Origin of the sequence: unidentified bacterial endosymbiont, from assembly GCF_918797525.1 — a bacterium.
In the GTDB taxonomy this organism is placed as follows: Bacteria; Pseudomonadota; Gammaproteobacteria; order Enterobacterales; family Enterobacteriaceae; genus Enterobacter.
Genome location: NZ_OU963893.1, coordinates 3,935,027 through 3,953,346 on the forward strand (window position 1 = coordinate 3,935,027; position 18,320 = coordinate 3,953,346).

The 18,320-nt window shown below is 52.2% G+C and carries 15 protein-coding genes and 2 pseudogenes; 1 reads left to right on the top strand and 16 read right to left on the bottom strand.

Annotation, left to right across the window (positions count from 1 at the left end):
- Positions 1 to 19 precede the first annotated feature (19 nt).
- From NL510_RS23105 to NL510_RS18945, 3 genes and pseudogenes are all read right to left on the bottom strand, one after another.
- Positions 20 to 163 carry an Orn/Lys/Arg family decarboxylase gene (locus tag NL510_RS23105; RefSeq protein WP_436298554.1) on the bottom strand — a complete coding sequence of 48 codons (144 nt, stop codon included), beginning with the start codon at positions 161 to 163 and terminating at the stop codon, positions 20 to 22.
- A 2-nt stretch (positions 164 to 165) separates the two neighbouring features.
- A pseudogene (locus NL510_RS23110) lies at positions 166 to 336 on the bottom strand (hypothetical protein); the annotation flags it as partial.
- A 306-nt stretch (positions 337 to 642) separates the two neighbouring features.
- Positions 643 to 1,137 (bottom strand): hypothetical protein, encoded by a 495-nt coding sequence (locus NL510_RS18945; protein ID WP_253379257.1) that lies wholly within the window; start codon positions 1,135 to 1,137, stop codon positions 643 to 645.
- A gap of 176 nt (positions 1,138 to 1,313) precedes the next feature.
- Here NL510_RS18945 and NL510_RS18950 point away from each other — a divergent pair.
- Positions 1,314 to 1,476: pseudogene (locus NL510_RS18950) on the top strand (DDE-type integrase/transposase/recombinase); the annotation flags it as partial.
- 104 nt (positions 1,477 to 1,580) lie between these two features.
- On the opposite strand, the gene NL510_RS18955 reads toward NL510_RS18950, so the two are convergent.
- From NL510_RS18955 to ispU, 13 genes are all read right to left on the bottom strand, one after another.
- Positions 1,581 to 3,332 carry a glycoside hydrolase family 19 protein gene (locus tag NL510_RS18955; RefSeq protein ID WP_253379258.1) on the bottom strand — a complete coding sequence of 584 codons (1,752 nt, stop codon included), beginning with the start codon at positions 3,330 to 3,332 and terminating at the stop codon, positions 1,581 to 1,583.
- Positions 3,333 to 3,509: 177 nt separating this feature from the next.
- Positions 3,510 to 4,469: an acetyl-CoA carboxylase carboxyl transferase subunit alpha gene (gene accA / locus NL510_RS18960; RefSeq protein ID WP_253379259.1), complete on the bottom strand. Its 960-nt coding sequence runs from the start codon at positions 4,467 to 4,469 to the stop codon at positions 3,510 to 3,512.
- Between the two features lie 12 nt (positions 4,470 to 4,481).
- Entirely contained in the window at positions 4,482 to 7,964 is a 3,483-nt protein-coding gene (gene dnaE / locus NL510_RS18965) for a DNA polymerase III subunit alpha (protein ID WP_253379260.1), read from the bottom strand.
- 38 nt (positions 7,965 to 8,002) lie between these two features.
- A complete protein-coding gene (gene rnhB, locus NL510_RS18970; RefSeq protein ID WP_253379261.1) occupies positions 8,003 to 8,599 on the bottom strand; it encodes a ribonuclease HII in 597 nt (198 codons plus the stop codon).
- Positions 8,596 to 9,744, bottom strand: a complete 1,149-nt coding sequence (lpxB, locus tag NL510_RS18975; protein WP_253379262.1) for a lipid-A-disaccharide synthase — start codon at positions 9,742 to 9,744, stop codon at positions 8,596 to 8,598. The genes rnhB and lpxB overlap by 4 nt, the downstream gene beginning before the upstream one ends.
- Positions 9,744 to 10,532: an acyl-ACP--UDP-N-acetylglucosamine O-acyltransferase gene (gene lpxA, locus NL510_RS18980; RefSeq protein WP_253379264.1), complete on the bottom strand. Its 789-nt coding sequence runs from the start codon at positions 10,530 to 10,532 to the stop codon at positions 9,744 to 9,746. The genes lpxB and lpxA overlap by 1 nt, the downstream gene beginning before the upstream one ends.
- 3 nt (positions 10,533 to 10,535) lie before the next feature.
- Positions 10,536 to 10,991, bottom strand: coding sequence for a 3-hydroxyacyl-ACP dehydratase FabZ (fabZ, locus tag NL510_RS18985; RefSeq protein ID WP_010426706.1), 456 nt, complete (start codon positions 10,989 to 10,991; stop codon positions 10,536 to 10,538).
- A gap of 103 nt (positions 10,992 to 11,094) precedes the next feature.
- Positions 11,095 to 12,120 (bottom strand): UDP-3-O-(3-hydroxymyristoyl)glucosamine N-acyltransferase, encoded by a 1,026-nt coding sequence (gene lpxD, locus NL510_RS18990; protein WP_253379266.1) that lies wholly within the window; start codon positions 12,118 to 12,120, stop codon positions 11,095 to 11,097.
- A 3-nt stretch (positions 12,121 to 12,123) separates the two neighbouring features.
- Positions 12,124 to 12,618 carry a molecular chaperone Skp gene (gene skp / locus NL510_RS18995; RefSeq protein ID WP_253379268.1) on the bottom strand — a complete coding sequence of 165 codons (495 nt, stop codon included), beginning with the start codon at positions 12,616 to 12,618 and terminating at the stop codon, positions 12,124 to 12,126.
- 122 nt (positions 12,619 to 12,740) lie between these two features.
- Positions 12,741 to 15,158 (bottom strand): outer membrane protein assembly factor BamA, encoded by a 2,418-nt coding sequence (bamA, locus tag NL510_RS19000; protein ID WP_253379270.1) that lies wholly within the window; start codon positions 15,156 to 15,158, stop codon positions 12,741 to 12,743.
- A gap of 29 nt (positions 15,159 to 15,187) precedes the next feature.
- A complete protein-coding gene (gene rseP, locus NL510_RS19005) occupies positions 15,188 to 16,540 on the bottom strand; it encodes a sigma E protease regulator RseP (protein ID WP_253379272.1) in 1,353 nt (450 codons plus the stop codon).
- A gap of 11 nt (positions 16,541 to 16,551) precedes the next feature.
- Positions 16,552 to 17,409, bottom strand: a complete 858-nt coding sequence (cdsA, locus tag NL510_RS19010; RefSeq protein ID WP_253379274.1) for a phosphatidate cytidylyltransferase — start codon at positions 17,407 to 17,409, stop codon at positions 16,552 to 16,554.
- Between the two features lie 12 nt (positions 17,410 to 17,421).
- Positions 17,422 to 18,180 (bottom strand): (2E,6E)-farnesyl-diphosphate-specific ditrans,polycis-undecaprenyl-diphosphate synthase, encoded by a 759-nt coding sequence (gene ispU, locus NL510_RS19015; RefSeq protein WP_253379277.1) that lies wholly within the window; start codon positions 18,178 to 18,180, stop codon positions 17,422 to 17,424.
- Between the last annotated feature and the right edge of the window lie 140 nt (positions 18,181 to 18,320).

The window sequence follows — 18,320 nt, forward strand, 5'->3', positions numbered from 1 at the left end:
ATCTTGCAAGCGGTCACCTTTATTTTAGGACTCGGACCCAATAGCCACCGTGTTCACCACGCTTCGCGCCGTGAATATCCGTATCAAACCCCGGATAGTGTCGTCCAACAGAACAGAGCTTTAGCAGAAGATCGAGTACTGCCCGGCTCTCTTCTACAATCATCTCCCCTGCTCGTCCATGCCAGGCGTCAGGATCGTCACTTTAACCGGATCGAGGAACATAGGGTCGGCATCGGTATCGCGGAAACCATGCCATCTCTCGCCCGGTGCGACAGGCCAGCACTCCGCCTCTTCGATCTCTTCCTGTTGCCAGATACCAAAGAACCCGCCCTCCGCGCCACTGTTGCAAAGTTAGCGATGAGGCACGGTCAAAGATACTCCTGCCACCGCCCAGAGAGCCGCTCAAGCGGATCGCAAGGGAAGAATCAGGAGTATTACGGGGGGCTTTACCGCTTCTGCGGCATTTAATAGCATTGTGCATCCATATTACGCGGGTAGTTAATGCCTGACCAGTAAGGAGTGCTTTAAGTGCTTTGTCGAAAATCGAAGGGCTGGCTCATATGTCATGCCTTTTTCTTTGTGTATAACTGGGATAATACAGAATTTCAAACACTACCGCGTTAAACATGAAAAATATTAAGACTAAAATCTTTTCATGAACCGATTCAATTCCTTCGTTATTTTGTCAGAACTTCTTACGATTTCTTTAGATACTCTTTCGCCGACTCTCTGTACTTCTTTAGCAATCTGCTCGTTAGTTATAACTATTGACCCAATTCTTATGCATTCAGATTCAGTTACATTTAATATGGTTTCCATTTGATCGATTAAACTATAGAGCTCTTTAAAGTTACTCGTATTATCAATTTCCATATCGGTATTGTCATTTATCGAGTTTACCAAGTTTAATGAGGCGGTTAGTTTGTCAACGATTTCAGGGGATTCAAGAATTTTGCTTTTATTTTGGGTAATAAAATCTTTGAAAATGTTTATTTCATGGGGGGTTTTACCTGGTTCTATCGAACTTAATTTCTTTTCCAGACAAGCAAGTCTGGTCGTGATTGCCGGAGAATTATTTCCCTGCGGAGAATGCTGGATAGAAGATAAGGAATTAAGATTTGAAACAGACGGTAACATAAACACATCTCCAGTATAGTTTGTAGAAAAAACACCTAAATTTTACACTATTAAAACCTTGCTGATGTATCGGTTTATTACCCCATAATGAGTTGTACGATCATTATAAAAGGGGTACTGTTGCAGAAATCTGTAGGTGATAAACTCATCGTCACCTTTTGCTGACGGAGCAGCACATGAACCTATTCAAAAGCCAGCATTTTCAGCGTGACTTCATCCTGTGGGCCGTACGCTGCTACTTCCAATCTTTGTCCGTGGCACATTGATGAGACATACGTTAAGGTCATTGGTCGGTGGGCTTATCTTTACCAGGCAGTCGACAACAGTGGCCGCACCGTGTGGCCCCATGATGGCAATAATATTCCTGCGTCTCTCCTGGAAAAAACCTGAAGTAAACATAGTAACAATCCAGCCAGTGCAAGACACTGGCTGGATTTTTCAGATTACAGCGCTTTCCAGGCATCGCCCCAGGCAATACCTACGCCCGGTTCATAATAAGCAGGGCTGGAGCTGCACCATGCGCCTTCCGGTAGAGGTTTACACTGATACAGCGCCCCATTGTTATTCACAATGTCACCCGCAGCCCAGGTATGCGTGCTGTTCCAGGCAGGATAACCCTCCTCCTGGCCCTCGTCAGAAGAGGCTTTCGCCTTAACGTTCAGGGTATATTCGGTTGTGTCGACAAACGTACCGTCGCTCACCTTCAGGTTCACCAGAAACTGACTCTCTTTTGTCACGTCCGGCGCGCTAAAGGTGATGACAGCTTTGTCGTCACCGCTGATGGTTTTACCGTCCTGCGACATCCAGGTATAAGTCAGTTTATCTCCGTTGGCATCGGTAGAGCCTGATGCACTCAGCGATACTTGGCTACCGGCGTCAACTGCACCCACCGGTCCCGCGATGTGCGCAACTGGCGCAACATTTTCAGCAGGCACAGGAGCTGGCGTCGCCTCTTCTTCTGGCTGGTCAGAATTTTCTACAATATTGACATTGAAGTACTTCTGCACGCATTTCGAGTAATCTCCTTCTTTAAACGCGGTGAACGGAGTTTGATAGCCGACCAACTGGCAGGAGTAGGTTTTGCCGTCCGGCGTATCCGCGCTCCATCCCCAGTCCTCTTCCCAGTAGATTGGCAAAGCCCCTGCGCCACCTTCGTCAAACTGCTTCATCTTCTTACAGCCCAGCACTTCAGTATCAGCAATGGGTACCTTCAGATAGGTAGCGAATTCTTTATAGTAGGCAATACGGTTAAGCGACTGAGCATTTTCTTCTGCGCCACCACACTCAACTCCGCCGTTGATTATCTGGATTGTGACACCAAAACCAGGGACCAGGCCGTTCTCTTTATCACGATCGTTAGGCTGCCAGGTACCGTCAATCACGTGAAGCATGGAAGGTTTTGGCGGCTGTGGGTAAACGAAGAAGAAGATGGCGCTTGCCAGGTTCATCCAGGTATCTGCTACCCGTTCAGGGTTATCCAGTAATGGGCGGACATCGCCATACATGGCATCAGAGAAAGGACCATAGTTATAGTTGTATGAGAGCTGCTTCGCACCGCGACCAAAATAGCTCAGGTAGTCACCGTCCTTATCTTTACCACATGGCCAGGTCTGTCCCTGCCAGATATCAGGGTTACATTCGCCGTTATAGCCGCCTTTCTGGCCTTCAACCCAGCCAACTTCACGCAGATAGACCAGCGCCTGACGCCACTCAGGAATATCACGCCAGTTTTCATGACCACCGGTTTCCTGAGCAAAGTGAGCAAACATTGTCGCCAGTGATTTGCGGCAAATGGCATCGCTATCACGACCATCTGTATAGGTACCGCACACTGCCGGGAACTTACCCACTGCTTTCAGGAAATTAGCATAGGTATATTCCGGTGCCCGCATTGGAAACAGGTGATCCCAGTCTTGTTCGGAAATAACACCTTCGACCCGTTTCACGTTCTCCGGATTTGCCGCCCGGCCCGGCTCAATTTTTTCCACTTCGCTATTAGGCAGTGTCGCAATAGACGTTTTAACTGCGTTCATCAGCGGGAAATCGGTCAGCGCTTTTTCTTTTGCCGCCAGTTCACTGGCCGGGATGGTGTAGGGTTCACTGCTACTGAGCAGGGAGGCTGCATGGGCGCCAGATAAGCTAAACAGGATCCCAGCAGCAAGAGTACTGAGCACCATTTTTTTTCGCATTGCCATAATTAATCTCCTTGAATGTTTTTTCCAGACCAGCTCGTGTCAAATGGCTGACCGTGCTCAGAGTTTCAAGGACTATGGACTTAATGACTCAATCATTTTGCCTCATTCTCATCTCATTTTTTTCTCAAAAAAAAGGGCCGGAAAATCCGGCCCCTGAGATAAAAATGATGTAGCTAATCAAGCATAACCGTAGGTCATCAGGCGCTGATAACGACGGTTGAGCAGCTCTTCTTTGCTCAGCACGTCGAGGTCGGCCAGGTCGGCCAGCAGTTGCGCTTTCAGGGAAGCAGCCATCACTTCCGGCTTACGATGCGCGCCACCCAGAGGTTCCGGGATAATGGTATCGATAAGCTTAAGCTCTTTCAGGCGTGGGGCAATGATGCCCATCGCTTCTGCAGCCAGCGGAGCTTTGTCGGCGCTTTTCCAAAGAATAGACGCACACCCTTCCGGAGAGATAACGGAATAGGTGCTGTACTGCAGCATATTCACTTTATCGCCCACACCAATGGCCAGAGCGCCACCGGACCCCCCTTCGCCGATCACGGTACAGATAACCGGCACGCTCAGACGAGACATCTCACGCAGGTTGCGTGCTATGGCTTCAGACTGACCGCGCTCTTCCGCGCCCACGCCAGGATACGCCCCCGGGGTGTCGATAAAGGTGATGATTGGCATATTGAAACGCTCAGCCATCTCCATCAGACGCAGGGCTTTACGGTAGCCTTCCGGTGCTGGCATACCGAAGTTGCGGCGGATCTTCTCTTTGGTTTCACGCCCTTTTTGATGACCAATGATCATCACCGGGCGTCCGTCGAGACGCGCGATCCCACCGACGATAGCTTTGTCGTCAGCGTAAGCGCGATCGCCTGCCAGTTCGTCGAACTCATCAAACGCCAGGCGGACATAATCCAGGGTGTACGGACGCTGCGGGTGACGCGCCAACTGGGCTACCTGCCATGCGCCGAGATCGGCAAAGATTTTGCGCGTCAGTTCTACGCTTTTTTCGCGCAGACGATGCACTTCTTCGTCGATGTTAATATCCAGTTTTTCATCCTGACGGCTTACAGCTGTCAAAGAATCGATTTTCGCTTCCAGCTCTGCAATAGGCTGTTCGAAATCAAGGAAATTCAGACTCATAGTATTCCTGTATTAGTCAAACTCCAGTTCCACCTGCTCCGAACCAATAAGGCCACGGAGATCGTTGAGTAAACGATCGCTCGGAGAGACACGCCACGTTGCACCAAAGCGCAATCGCGCACGTGCATCCGCCCTCTGATAGTAGAGATGTACTGGAATGGTCCCCGAGCGGTGGGGTTCCAGAGACTGACGGAGTCGGTTTAAAAGCTGGTCATCAATTTGCCTGTCCGTCAGCGAGATAGCAAGCCCGCGAGCATATTTTTCACGGGCTTCGTCAATGTCCATCACTTCGCGGGCGGTCATTTTAAGCCCCCCGCTGAAGTCATCAAAGCTGACCTGTCCGCTGACGATAAGTATGCGGTCTTTTTCCAGCAATTGCTGGTATTTATCCAGCGCGTCGGTGAACAACATCACCTCCAGACGCCCGGAACGGTCATCCAGCGTACAGATGCCGATACGATTGCCGCGCTTGGTGACCATTACCCTTGCAGCAATCACGAGCCCAGCAGCCGTGGTGATTTTACCACGATCTGTCGGATGCATGTCTTTCAGCCTGTTGCCTCCGACATAGCGCTCAATTTCTTTAATGTACTGGTTGATTGGGTGGCCCGTCAGATACAAGCCTAAGGTTTCACGCTCGCCATCCAGCACCACCTGTTCCGGCCAGGGCTGACAGTTAGAATAAGACTGCTCTATTTGCTCAGGCTCTTCCGCCAGCACGCCAAACATATCCGCCTGGCCAATGGCTTCCGCTTTTGCATGCTGATCTGCCGCTTTAAGGGCATCGCCGAGCGAGTTCATCAGCGCGGCACGGTGCGGGCCCAGCCTGTCGAATGCGCCGGACATGATCAGTTTTTCGAGCACGCGGCGGTTCAGCTTTTTGGTGTCGGTACGGGCGCACAGATCGAACAGCTCGCGAAAGTAGCCGCCGTTGTTACGCGCCTCGATGATCGCCTCAATAGGCCCCTCACCCACGCCCTTGATCGCGCCGATCCCGTAAACAATTTCCCCGTGTTCATTCACGTGGAAATGATACAGGCCTGAGTTAATGTCCGGCGGCAGGATCTTCAACCCCATACGCCAGCACTCATCCACCAGGCCAACGACCTTCTCGGTGTTGTCCATATCCGCCGTCATTACTGCCGCCATAAACTCGGCAGGATAGTGCGCCTTCAGCCACAGCGTTTGATAGGACACCAAAGCATAGGCGGCGGAGTGAGATTTGTTAAAGCCGTACCCGGCGAATTTCTCTACAAGGTCAAAGATTTTGATCGCCAGTTCGCCATCAATACCGTTTTTTCTCGCGCCTTCTTCGAAGGTGCCACGCTGCCTGGCCATCTCTTCCGGCTTTTTCTTACCCATCGCACGACGCAGCATATCCGCGCCGCCAAGGGTGTAGCCAGAGAGCACCTGGGCAATCTGCATGACCTGTTCCTGATACAGGATGATGCCGTAGGTCGGCTCCAGCACCGGTTTCAGGCATTCGTGCTGCCACTGCACGTCCGGATAGGAAATCTCTTCGCGCCCGTGCTTACGGTCGATAAAGTTATCTACCATCCCGGACTGTAGCGGGCCCGGACGGAACAGGGCTACCAGGGCGATCATATCTTCGAAGCAGTCAGGCTGCAGGCGTTTAATCAAATCTTTCATGCCGCGGGATTCAAGCTGGAAAACGGCTGTCGTCTCCGAGCGCTGCAGCATGTCGAAACTTTTTTTGTCATCCAGCGGGATAGCGGCGATATCTATCGGCTCCAGCCCCTGCTTTTCCCGGCGCGGGTTGATCATCTTCAGCGCCCAGTCGATGATCGTCAGCGTACGCAGGCCGAGGAAGTCGAACTTCACCAGCCCGGCGTATTCCACGTCGTTCTTATCAAACTGAGTCACTGGATGCTGACCGGCTTCGTCACAATAGAGCGGCGCAAAGTCGGTAATTTTCGTCGGGGCGATCACCACGCCACCCGCATGTTTACCGGCGTTACGCGTGACGCCTTCCAGCTTGCGCGCCATGTCGATCAGCGCTTTAACTTCCTCGTCGGCCTCGTAGATTTCAGGCAGCTGCGGCTCGGCTTCAAAAGCCTTCGCCAGCGTCATACCCGGATCGGGCGGCACCAGTTTTGAAATACGATCGACAAAACCGTACGGGTGGCCCAGCACGCGGCCTACGTCGCGGATAACCGCTTTTGCCGCCATGGTACCGAAGGTAATAATCTGTGATACCGCATCGCGGCCGTACATGTCCGCGACGTGCTCGATAACCTGATCGCGCTTTTCCATACAGAAATCGACATCAAAGTCGGGCATCGAGACGCGTTCAGGGTTAAGGAAACGTTCGAACAGCAGGTCAAATTCCAGCGGATCGAGGTCGGTAATTTTCAGCGCATAGGCTACCAGTGAGCCTGCGCCAGACCCACGACCCGGGCCAACCGGCACGCCATTATCCTTCGACCACTGGATAAACTCCATAACGATCAGGAAGTAACCCGGGAAGCCCATCTGGTTGATGACCTGGAGTTCAATATCCAGACGCTCATCATAAGGCGGACGCTTCTCTTTACGAACTCCTTCATCCGGGAACAGAAATTCCAGACGCTCTTCCAGACCTTCTTTCGATTTGACGACCAGGAAATCTTCTGTGGTCATGTCGCCCGTCGGGAACTGCGGCAAGAAGTATTCACCCAGACGAACGGTAACGTTACAGCGCTTGGCTATCTCAACGCTGTTTTCCAGCGCTTCCGGAATATCAGAGAAGAGCTCGCACATCTCTGCTTCGTTACGCATATACTGCTGCGAAGAGTAGTTGCGCGGGCGCTTCGGGTCGTCGAGTGTAAAACCGTCATGGATCGCGACGCGGATCTCATGAGCGTCAAAGTCGCCTGATTCCAGGAAACGCACGTCGTTGGTCGCCACAACGGGCAGCCCCCGCTCTTCCGCCAACGCCACCGCCGCATGAAGGTAGCTCTCTTCGTCGGCGCGTCCGGTACGAATAAGCTCCAGATAGTAACGATCCGGGAAATATTCTTCATAGAACGACACGCACTGATCCACCAACGCGCTGTTGCCACGCAGCAGACATTTACCTACATCGCCCATGCGCCCGCCGGAGATCAGCAGCAGACCGTCGTTAAGCTCCGCCAGCCAGTCGCGCTCGATCCACGGCCCCAGCGCGCCATAGCCCCGCTGATAGGCTTTTGAAATAAGCAGGGTGAGGTTTTGATAACCCGTGTTGTTCATCGCTAACACGGAAATCTGCGTCATTTCATCGCCGAGCACCTCGCTCTGGACATGAAAATCTGCGCCGACAATAGGTTTTATCCCCGCGCCATGCGCCGTTCCGTAGAACTTAACCAGGCCACACAGGTTGGTGAAGTCGGTGATCGCCAGCGCTGGCATGCCAAGCGCGGCCGCCTTTTTTACCAGCGGTCCGGTCTTCGCCAGCCCATCGATCATGGAGTAGTCGCTATGCACCCGCAGGTGTACGAAACGTGGTTCAGCCATCTTGAGATCCCGCGTTACTTAATTGCTTGCGTCTTGATTCAGGACACTCGTCCCAGCGCGCGTTTCACCGGGCCAAAACTGCGTCGGTGATGTTCGGTTGCGCCATGTTCAGCCAGCTTTTCCAGATGGAAAGCGGTTGGATACCCCTTGTGACGGGCGAAACCATACGCGGGATAAGTGAGGTCCAGCGCAGCCATTTCGGCGTCGCGCGTCACTTTGGCAATAATAGAAGCCGCACTGATTTCCGGCACCCGGCTATCCCCTTTCACGACCGCCATCGAAGGTACGGGTAGCGCCGGACAGCGGTTACCGTCAATCAGGACAAATTCAGGCACGATCTTCAGACCGGCGACGGCACGCTGCATTGCCAGCATGGTGGCATGCAGAATATTAAGCTCGTCAATCTCATGCGGCTCTGCGCGCCCCAGGCTCCAGGCCAGCGCATGTTCTTTAATCTCGCCAAATAGCGCCAGGCGGCGCTTTTCGGACAATTTTTTCGAGTCGTTCAGTCCGACGATCGGACGTGCAGGATCGAGGATCACTGCAGCAGTCACCACCGCCCCTACCAGAGGTCCACGCCCGACTTCGTCCACACCCGCAACGAGATGCGTGTGAGGATAAATAAAGTCCATCATTGTGCTAACTCCAGCACCGCGTTAGCCGCTTGCTCATCGGCATTACAGCGGATCTGCAGATGCAGTTCGCGGAACGTATCATGTACCTGGTGGCTGGTTTTGCCGTTTGCCAGCAGCGGCAATAGCGCCTCGGCCAGCGCCTGCGGGTGACACTCGTCCTGCAGAAGTTCCTTCACCAGTTCGCGCCCGGCAAGCAGGTTTGGCAGTGATACATAGTCCGTTTTCACCAGCCGTTTCGCCAGCCAGAAGGTAAACGGCTTCATGCGGTAACCCACCACCATCGGACACTTTGCCAGCATACATTCCAGCGCCGCCGTACCGGAAGCCAGCAGTGCGGCATCGCTTGCGACCATTGCCTCACGGCCCTTTCCATCGAGCAGGTGGACATCAAGATCGGGGGCAACGTCGGCTTTAATGCGCTCAAACTGCTCGCGGCGTTTGGCATTCACCAGCGGCACGACCACTTCAAGGTCGGGATAAGTCTGGCGGAGGATACGTGCCGTTTTCAGGAAATCGGCACTCAGCATCTCAACTTCTGCGCCGCGGCTTCCCGGCAACAATGCCAGACAGTGAGCATCATGCGGGATGCCCAGCGCGTCACGCGCCGCGTTTTTATCGGGATCCAACGGCATCGCATCCGCCATGGTATGGCCGATAAAGCGGCATGGAACATTGAATTTATCGTAAAACGCTTTTTCGAAAGGCAGAAAAGCCAACACCAGATGGGTAGACCGTCCGATTTTGAAAACGCGTTTCTGTCGCCACGCCCAGACGGACGGACTGACGTAATGTATGGTTTTGATCCCCTGCTTTTTCAGGTTCCCTTCGAGGGTGATATTAAAATCAGGCGCATCAATTCCGACAAACACATCGGGTTTGAGGTCGGTAAAACGACGGGTGAGATCGGCGCGAATATGCAGCAAACGGCGCAAGCGCCCCAGCACCTCAACGATGCCCATCACCGCCAGCTCTTCCATCTCATACCAGGCTTCACAGCCTTCGGCCTGCATCAGCGGGCCAGCCACGCCCACGAAGCGCGCGTTGGGCACACGCGCCTTAAGCGCACGGATGAGACCTGCGCCAAGAATATCGCCGGAAGTTTCCCCGGCGACCAGGGCAATCGTAAGCGGACGACCGTCGACCATTAACGAATCAGACCACGCGTGGAACGTTCAAAGAATTCCATGAACGCATTCACTTCCGGGTGCTTATGCGCCAGTTCGGCAATTTCCGGCTTCGCCTCTTCCAGCGTTTTGCTGCTGCGATACAACTGCTTGTACGCGTTGCGGATGGCTGAAATCGCTTCGCGGCTAAAGCCACGACGTTTGAGGCCTTCGATGTTCACACCAAACGGCGTGGCATGGTTACCCTGCGCAATGACGTAAGGAGGGACGTCTTGCGCCACACCTGAGCATCCGCCAACCATCACGTGCGCACCAATGATGCAGAACTGATGGACCGCGGTCATGCCGCCAATAATCGCGAAATCATCAATCGATACGTGTCCTGCCAGCGTTGCGTTGTTGGCAAGAATACAGCGGCTTCCTACGGTACAGTCATGCGCGATGTGCGCATTAACCATAAACAGGTTATCGCTGCCTACCTTTGTTAACCCACCACCCTGTACTGTTCCACGATGAATGGTGACGCTTTCGCGAATACGGTTACGATCGCCGATTTCCAGACGGGTTAGTTCACCAGCATATTTGAGATCCTGGTTAACTTCCCCGATGGAGGCGAACTGATAGATCTCGTTGTTGCTGCCAATAGTCGTATGACCATTCACTACAACGTGAGATTTCAGTACTGTACCCTCACCAATTTCAACATGGGGTCCAACAATACAAAACGGGCCGATGTGAACGTTAGCACCAATGATGGCACCGACTTCCACAATAGCAGTAGGGTGTATAAAGGCAGATTTATCAATCACGTATCAGGACTCCCGGCTTCTCGCGCACATCATAGTCGCTTCGCAAACTACTTTGCCGTCAACCAGAGCTACGCCTTTGAAGCGTGTCAGGCCGCGACGCGTTTTTTCAAAAGTGACTTCCATGATCATCTGATCGCCAGGTACAACAGGACGCTTAAAGCGTGCTTCATCGATACCCGCGAAATAATACAACTCACCCGGCTCCAGTTTACCTACGCTTTTAAAGGCAAGAATACCGGTTGCCTGTGCCATTGCTTCCAGAATCAACACCCCCGGGAAGATAGGCTTACCAGGGAAGTGTCCCTGGAAAAATGGCTCGTTAACGGAAACATTTTTCACTGCGCGCAGAAAACGACCTTCTTCAAAATCCAGCACGCGGTCTACCAGCAAAAACGGGTAGCGGTGCGGCAGAAGTTCTAAAATCTCTTCAATATGCAGAGTATGAGTGTCAGTAGTCAAAATACTCTTCCTGTCAAATGTACTAAGTAGCAATAATAACACGGCCTGCCGGTTTATAAAAAAGCCGACAGGCCGGGCAAATTAGCGTTAAACGGGTGAACGCTTAATCTTGTTGATCGATTTTGCGCTCAATCGCTTTGAGTCGCTTGCTCATATCATCAATATTCATCACCAGAGCAGCTGTTTTACGCCATACCTTGTTGGGTTGCAGCGGAATGCCAGAGGAATAGACGCCGGGCTCAGTGATAGGGCGCATGACCATGCCCATTCCCGTCACTGTTACCTTGTCGCATATTTCCATATGACCGTTGATCACGCTGGCGCCGCCAATCATGCAGTAACGGCCAATCTTCAGGCTACCAGCCATGATAACACCGCCCGCAACTGCGGTATTGTCGCCAATCACAACGTTATGTGCAATCTGGCACTGGTTATCGATGATAACACCATTGCCAATAATGGTATCGTCAAGCGCCCCACGGTCAATGGTGGTACAAGCGCCGATCTCAACACGATCGCCGATAATTACCCGACCAAGTTGTGGGATCTTAACCCAATTACCACGATCGTTAGCGTAGCCAAAGCCGTCAGAACCAATCACCGTGCTGGACTGAACGAGGCAATTTTCGCCAATTTCAACTTCATGGTAAACGGATACATTGGCCCACAAACGGGTCCCTGTACCGATTTTTGTTTGTTTCCCAACGAAGCAACCAGGGCCAATGACCACGTTATCGCCCAGCACAACGCCAGATTCAATAACGGCATTAGCGCCAATAGCGACGTTGTGACCAAGCTGAGCCGTCGGGTCGATTGCTGCGCTGGCTGCTATGTTTTGTGCTGGCTGCGGCGTAGTATCAAGAATTTGAGCCATGCGCGCATACGTCAGGTAGGGGTTTTTTACTACCAGTGCAGCGCTTGCGGCAAACGGAAGATCGTCCTGCGTCAGAACAACAGCTGACGCCTGGCATTGAGCCAGATGTTCACGGTACTTAGGGCTTACCATGAAGGTAATAGTGCCAGCTTTAGCCGATTGCATGGACGCAACAGCGGTGATGACGAGATCGCCATCACCGTGTAATTCTGCATCCAACTGCTGGGCTAAATCAGCCAGTCGAATTGAAGGCATTACTTATTTAACCTGTTTTAGGACATCAGCGGTGATGTCTTTAACATCGCTGCTGTTAAACGCAACGGCGTTCGCATCAACAACCAGATCGATGCTCTGATCGGCAGCAACTGATTTAACAGCAGACTGAATGCGAGTGACCAGTTTACCACGCTCTTCGTTAGAACGACGCTGACGGTCTTGCTCGAAAGCCTGCGCTTTCTGAGAGAAGGTCTGGCGCTGCGCCATTACGTCTTTTTCCAGTTTGCTACGCTCGCTCGCTTTCATGGTAGAACCATCGCGCTGCAGACGCTGCATTTTGGACTGAAGATCGTTTTCCATACCCTGCAGTTCGCTTGCACGGCCTTTGAATTCGTTTTCCAGCGTCGCTGAAACACCTGTTTTCTGTGCAACCTGCTGGAACAAATTACCCATGTTGACGATTGCAATTTTGTCTGCTGCCTGAGCAGACGTTGCCATCGCTAAACCGAGACCTGCAGCTAATAACCACTTTTTCACAATTAACTCCTTACCATCCCATTGGCACCCGAAGGTACCGTTCTTTGCGTGGCAAGGCGATCGTCTTACCGATCGCCAGTTGTCAGCGCTACACTGCCAACGCATTCCGTTGCTGCGGATTATTACCAGGTTTTACCAATGTTAAACTGGAATTGTTCCGACTTATCTCCATCATATTTCTTAAACGGCTGGGCGTAGGAGAAGACCAACGGCCCCAGCGGTGACATCCATTGTAATGCGATACCTGCCGACATGCGAATATTGCTCGGATCGCTGTAGTCTGGTACGCCAGCTTCACGCATCTGAGCCGTGTTCTGCCAGTTGGTATCCCACACAGTACCGGCATCCCAGAAGAAGGAGGTCCGCACTGAATTAGCGTACTTGTCGCTAATGAACGGCGTAGGGGTGATAAACTCCAGGCTCGCCACAGCCATGGCGTTACCGCCCACCGCATCATTGGAACTACAGACATCTTTAGAGGATGTTTTGTAGCAATTATCAGTATCGTTTCCGCCGTAGTAGACCGCTTTCGGACCGATGTTGTTGGACTGGAAGCCACGAACGGTGCTTGAACCACCGGCGTAGAAGTTCTCATAGAATGGCAGTTCTTTGCTGCCAATCCCGTCACCATAGCCCCAACGAGTACGACCCAGAACAACCCATTTATGGTCGTCATCTATCGGGAAGTAGGACGCCGTATCCAGCGTTACCTTATAGAACTCGTTATCCGAACCTGGAACAGTCACTTTACCATTCAGGTTGACGCGAGAACCATCCGTTGGGAAGAAGCCACGGTCAAGACGATTGTAGGTCCAACCGTAGTTGAAGGTGAAGTCGTCTGCAGCAAAACCGTTGTTATCGCTATTTTTGCTTGCCGACTGGCCGATGGAATCCAGATAACGCCACATCGCCACCTGCGGCTGCATGTTGGACAGGTCGTTATGTACGTAACCTAAACCGGCACGCAAGGTGTTGTATTCGTTAATCGGGAAACCAAGCGTACCGTCTACACCGTAGCTCTTGTTGGTATAAGAGGACAAATCCGCGTCGTCTGCTTTAAAGTTGTTATAGAAGAGACGACCGCCCAGACTCACGCCGTCAACGGTAAAGTAAGGGTTAGTAACAGAAAACTCAGAGTAGGTCTGGTAATCGTTTTTGGTGCCGTTGATGCCGACAGAGTAGCCCGTACCCAGCCAGTTATCCTGCTGAACCCCCACCTGGAAGCTCACGCCACTTTCAGTGCCATAGCCCACACCGAAGTTGAAGCTACCGGTGTTGCGCTCTTTTACTTTATAAACGACATCGACCTGATCCGGGCTGCCAGGTACGCGTTGCGTATCGGTGTCAACCGTTTCGAAGTAACCCAGACGGTTCAGACGCTCTTTACCCTGGTCAACGAGGTCGCTACCTAACCAGGCCCCTTCCATCTGGCGCATTTCGCGACGCAGAACGGAGTCTTTGGAGGTGTCGTTCCCTTCGAAGCGGATCTTGCGAACGTAGAAACGGTTGCCCGCATCAACGTTAACGTGGAGTTTAACGGTTTTATCAGCGTCGTTAATTTCTGGCTGCGTCTGCACGCGCGGATAGGCATAACCATAACGGCCGAGCAGCTTCTTAATGCTGTCTTCCATTTTGGTTACTTTAGAACCGCTATACAGATCGCCCGGCTGAATTTTGGTCAGCGATTCAATCTCAGCAGAGTGCCCCGCCAGATTCCCACTCACTTCTACACCGGAAAGCTTGTACTGTTCACCTTCAGTGATATTGATCGTGATGTAGATCCCTTTCTTGTCTGGCGTCAGACTGACCTGGGTTGAGTCGATGTTAAATCGGGCATAACCACGATCCAGATAGTAGCTGCGCAGGGTTTCGAGATCGCCTGCCAGTTTTTGTTTCTGGTATTTACGATCGCCGACCACGTTCCACCACGGCACTTCGTCGCGCAACTGGAAGGTTGAGATCAGTTCGTCAGTGCTAAACGCGTGGTTCCCAACGATATTGATCTGCTGGATCTTCGCCGAAACACCTTCCTGGAAGACCAGTTTCAGGTCAACACGGTTACGCGGCAGCGGTGTGACAACCGCTTTCACGCTCGCGCTGTACTTACCGACGCTGTAGTAGAAATCTTCCAGACCTTTTTCAATGTCTGCAAGCGTTGTGCGATCCAGAGATTCCCCCACACGAACACCCGATGCCTCAAGGTTCTGCTTGAGCATGTCATCTTTCACCGACTTGTTGCCGGAGAAAGTGATACTGGCGATCGTTGGACGTTCTTTTACCTGAACCAACAGCGTATCACCATCGCGCAGGACGCGGACATCCTCAAAGTTGCCAGTGGCAAACAGAGCACGGATGGTGTTACTGATATCATCATCATTCACCGTATCGCCGGGGCGAACAGGCATACTGAGGAGGGCCGCACCAACGGCGACACGCTGAAGGCCTTCGAAATGAATATCTTTCACTACGAACCCGTCAGCACCGTATACGGTCGCGCTGCTAAACAGCAGCGACGCTATGAGCAACTTTTTCATCGCCATCGTTATTATGCGTTCTTCCTAACACTCTCTTACAACCGAGAGAAATCATTGAAAAGTGCAAGCCCCATTAACAGCACCAGCAAAATCGAGCCGATGCGATAACTGAAGTCTTGAACTCGCTCGGATACCGGTCCGCCTTTTAGCTTTTCAATCGCCAAAAACAGCAGATGCCCCCCGTCTAACACGGGAAGCGGGAACAGGTTGATTATCCCAAGATTCACGCTAATGAGCGCGAGGAACATGAAATAGTAAATCACCCCGAATTCCGCTGACATCCCAGCCCCCTGAGCAATAGAGATTGGCCCACTGAGGTTGTTCAGTTTCACATCACCGGTTATCAATTTCCCCAACATGTTGACCGTTAGCTTCATCAGTTGCCAGGTTTTATCCGTGGCTTCAAGAATGGCGCTAAACGGACCATACTGGCGTATTGTTTTGTACTCATCTGGCAGTGGGATCACTTTCGGCACGACACCTGCGAACCCTTCTGCCTTTTTGCCACCCGATTTGGTATCCGGGATAAGCGTCAGCGAAAGCGGACTCCCTTGCCTTTCGACTTCAAGCGCAAGCGAAGTTCCAGGATTATCGCGCACCAGAGTAACAAAGGTCATCCACTGTGTTAATGGCTGACCATCGACTTTAACGATCCTGTCACCCGCTTGCAAACCCGCTTTGCTCGCGGCCGAATTTGCCTGAACTTCAGCTAACACGGTCTCAATCTGTGCGCCGCGCGGACGAATACCCAATGCCGAAACGGGATCTTCTTTATCAGGCTCGAAACGCCAGTGGCGTAAATCCAGCACTTTGTCCTGCCGCTGGTTTGATCCAAACGGCGATACGCTGACCGTCGTCTGCGCATCACCGATTTTAGCGACCAACTGTAGCCGCACGGCATCCCAGTCAGGGGTTTCGATGCCATCAATTGCGTTAAGTTCCATCCCTGGCGTAATTTGCGCACTCGCCGCGATGGAGTTGGGTGCAATTTCACCCACAACCGGACGCACGCCCGGGACGCCGATGATAAACACCAGCCAGTAGGCGAAGATAGCAAAGATGAAATTGGCTACCGGACCGGCAGCAATGATGGCAGCGCGCTGCCCAATGGTTTTATTGTTAAACGCGCTGTGACGCAGCTCAGGGGCAACAGGCTCGACGCGCTCGTCGAGCATTTTGACGTAGCCGCCCAGTGGGATAAGGGCGATAACAAACTCGGTACCGCGGCGATCGGTACGCTTCCAGAGAGATTTTCCAAAACCAATGGAGAACCGCTCCACCCGCACGCCGCAGCGACGAGCAACCCAGAAATGGCCAAATTCGTGCACAGTAATCAATACACCCAGTGCAACAATGAACGCCGCCAGATTCCAGAGAATGCTCAGCATAAAACCTTCCGTTAAATCGTCCCGAAAACCAGTAAAAGCAGGCACGCAAACACAGGGACCGCCGCTGTCAGGCTGTCAATGCGATCCAGTATCCCGCCGTGGCCTGGAATCAAATGGCCACTGTCCTTAATCCCTGCTTCACGCTTAAACATACTTTCGGTTAAATCACCCAGCACCGAGGCCAGCGCGGCAAAAATTGAGCAGATCAGCAGTGTTGACGGCGCAACCTCGAGATTTGCCCAAACGCCGTAGCCCCAGGAGATGATCGCAGCCGTAAACAAACCGCCAATGAACCCTTGCCAGGTTTTCCCCGGAGAAACTTTTGGCGCCAGTTTATGTTTGCCAAACAGTTTACCAAACATATAGGCCCCGGAGTCAGCCCCCCAGACGAGAATCATCACATAAAGCAGCCAAAGCGCGCCGCTGTAGTGGTTTTCGTCATAATGCCAGACGCGCAGCGCCAGCATACCCCAGAAAAAAGGAACAATAGTGAGCAGACCAAAAATAAGGCGCAAAACTTTTGAATTGCGCCATAGCGCCGCAGAACCTGGGTAAAAAAGCACCAGGGCGAGGGCGGCAACCCACCAGACCAGCGATACCCACAGGGAACCGGCAACCAGCGGTTGATGAATATCACGTTGATATTCAGGTAACGTAAACAGCATCAGGGCCAATATAAAGCCACAGATTACCGCCAGCCATACCCGCTGTGTCCGCGAGGTAAAGCCGCTAAACTGTCCCCATTCCCACGCGGCGAGCATGCACACCACCAGCGTGACAATAGCAAATCCCACTGGGGGCAGTAAAAACAGCGCCGCAATGACAATGGGTATTAATACAAAAGCGGAAATCAGGCGATACTTCAGCAAAAGCTACCCCCATCAGGCTTTGTCACCACCAGGCTCGGTGCCGCCGAAACGGCGCTCTCGATTGGCAAAAGCATGCAGCGCACCTTCAAAGTCTTGTTCATCAAAATCGGGCCAAAGAACATCAGTAAAGTAAAGTTCGGCATAGGCAATTTGCCATAGCAAAAAGTTACTTATGCGATGTTCTCCCCCTGTCCTAATTACCAAATCCACAGGCGCCAGTTCATTCATGCAGATTTGCTGACCCAGCGCCTCTTCATCAATTTGGTCGGGTCTGAGCAGCCCTTCCTGAACCTGCTCGGCCAGATGCCGAACGCCCTGGATAATATCCCAGCGTCCGCCGTAATTCGCCGCGATATTGAGCGTCAGACCGGTATTGTTCTCAGTCAACGCTTCTGCTTTACGAATCCGTTCCTGCAAACGTGAGTTAAAGCGACTGGTTTCGCCAATGATACGCAAGCGAACGTTGTGGCGGTGAAGGCTTTTTACTTCGCTGTCGAGCGCCCACACAAACAATTCCATCAACGCAGTCACTTCCTGCGCAGGCCGATTCCAGTTTTCACTGCTAAAAGCATAGAGCGTTAACGCATCAATGCCGTTATTGGCGGCAAAAGAAACGGCGCGACGAACAGATTTCGCCCCAGCTTTATGCCCAAAGGCTCGTATCTTCCCTTGTCTTTTCGCCCAGCGGCCGTTGCCATCCATAATGATCGCTACATGACGACAGCCATGTACTGGCACGTTTTCGCTTATTGGTTGATTCGCAGACAACATAACGCGTTTTTGGTCCCTGAAAAGGATTTAACGGTACTCAGGAATACTGAAGCCTAAACATAAAAAAGCCGTGTCATACCACGGCTTACCTGACCACTCAAAGCCAAATACCTGCGATCAGGTGGCGCAGACTATATCAC

Excerpts from the sequence above, each read along its gene's own strand:
- NL510_RS23105 (WP_436298554.1), bottom strand. The coding sequence starts at position 163 with ATGATTGTAGAAGAGAGCCGGGCAGTACTCGATCTTCTGCTAAAGCTC.
- NL510_RS18945 (WP_253379257.1), bottom strand. The coding sequence starts at position 1,137 with ATGTTACCGTCTGTTTCAAATCTTAATTCCTTATCTTCTATCCAGCAT.
- NL510_RS18955 (WP_253379258.1), bottom strand. The coding sequence starts at position 3,332 with ATGGCAATGCGAAAAAAAATGGTGCTCAGTACTCTTGCTGCTGGGATC.
- accA (WP_253379259.1), bottom strand. The coding sequence starts at position 4,469 with ATGAGTCTGAATTTCCTTGATTTCGAACAGCCTATTGCAGAGCTGGAA.
- dnaE (WP_253379260.1), bottom strand. The coding sequence starts at position 7,964 with ATGGCTGAACCACGTTTCGTACACCTGCGGGTGCATAGCGACTACTCC.
- rnhB (WP_253379261.1), bottom strand. The coding sequence starts at position 8,599 with ATGATGGACTTTATTTATCCTCACACGCATCTCGTTGCGGGTGTGGAC.
- lpxB (WP_253379262.1), bottom strand. The coding sequence starts at position 9,744 with ATGGTCGACGGTCGTCCGCTTACGATTGCCCTGGTCGCCGGGGAAACT.
- lpxD (WP_253379266.1), bottom strand. The coding sequence starts at position 12,120 with ATGCCTTCAATTCGACTGGCTGATTTAGCCCAGCAGTTGGATGCAGAA.
- bamA (WP_253379270.1), bottom strand. The coding sequence starts at position 15,158 with ATGGCGATGAAAAAGTTGCTCATAGCGTCGCTGCTGTTTAGCAGCGCG.
- rseP (WP_253379272.1), bottom strand. The coding sequence starts at position 16,540 with ATGCTGAGCATTCTCTGGAATCTGGCGGCGTTCATTGTTGCACTGGGT.
- ispU (WP_253379277.1), bottom strand. The coding sequence starts at position 18,180 with ATGTTGTCTGCGAATCAACCAATAAGCGAAAACGTGCCAGTACATGGC.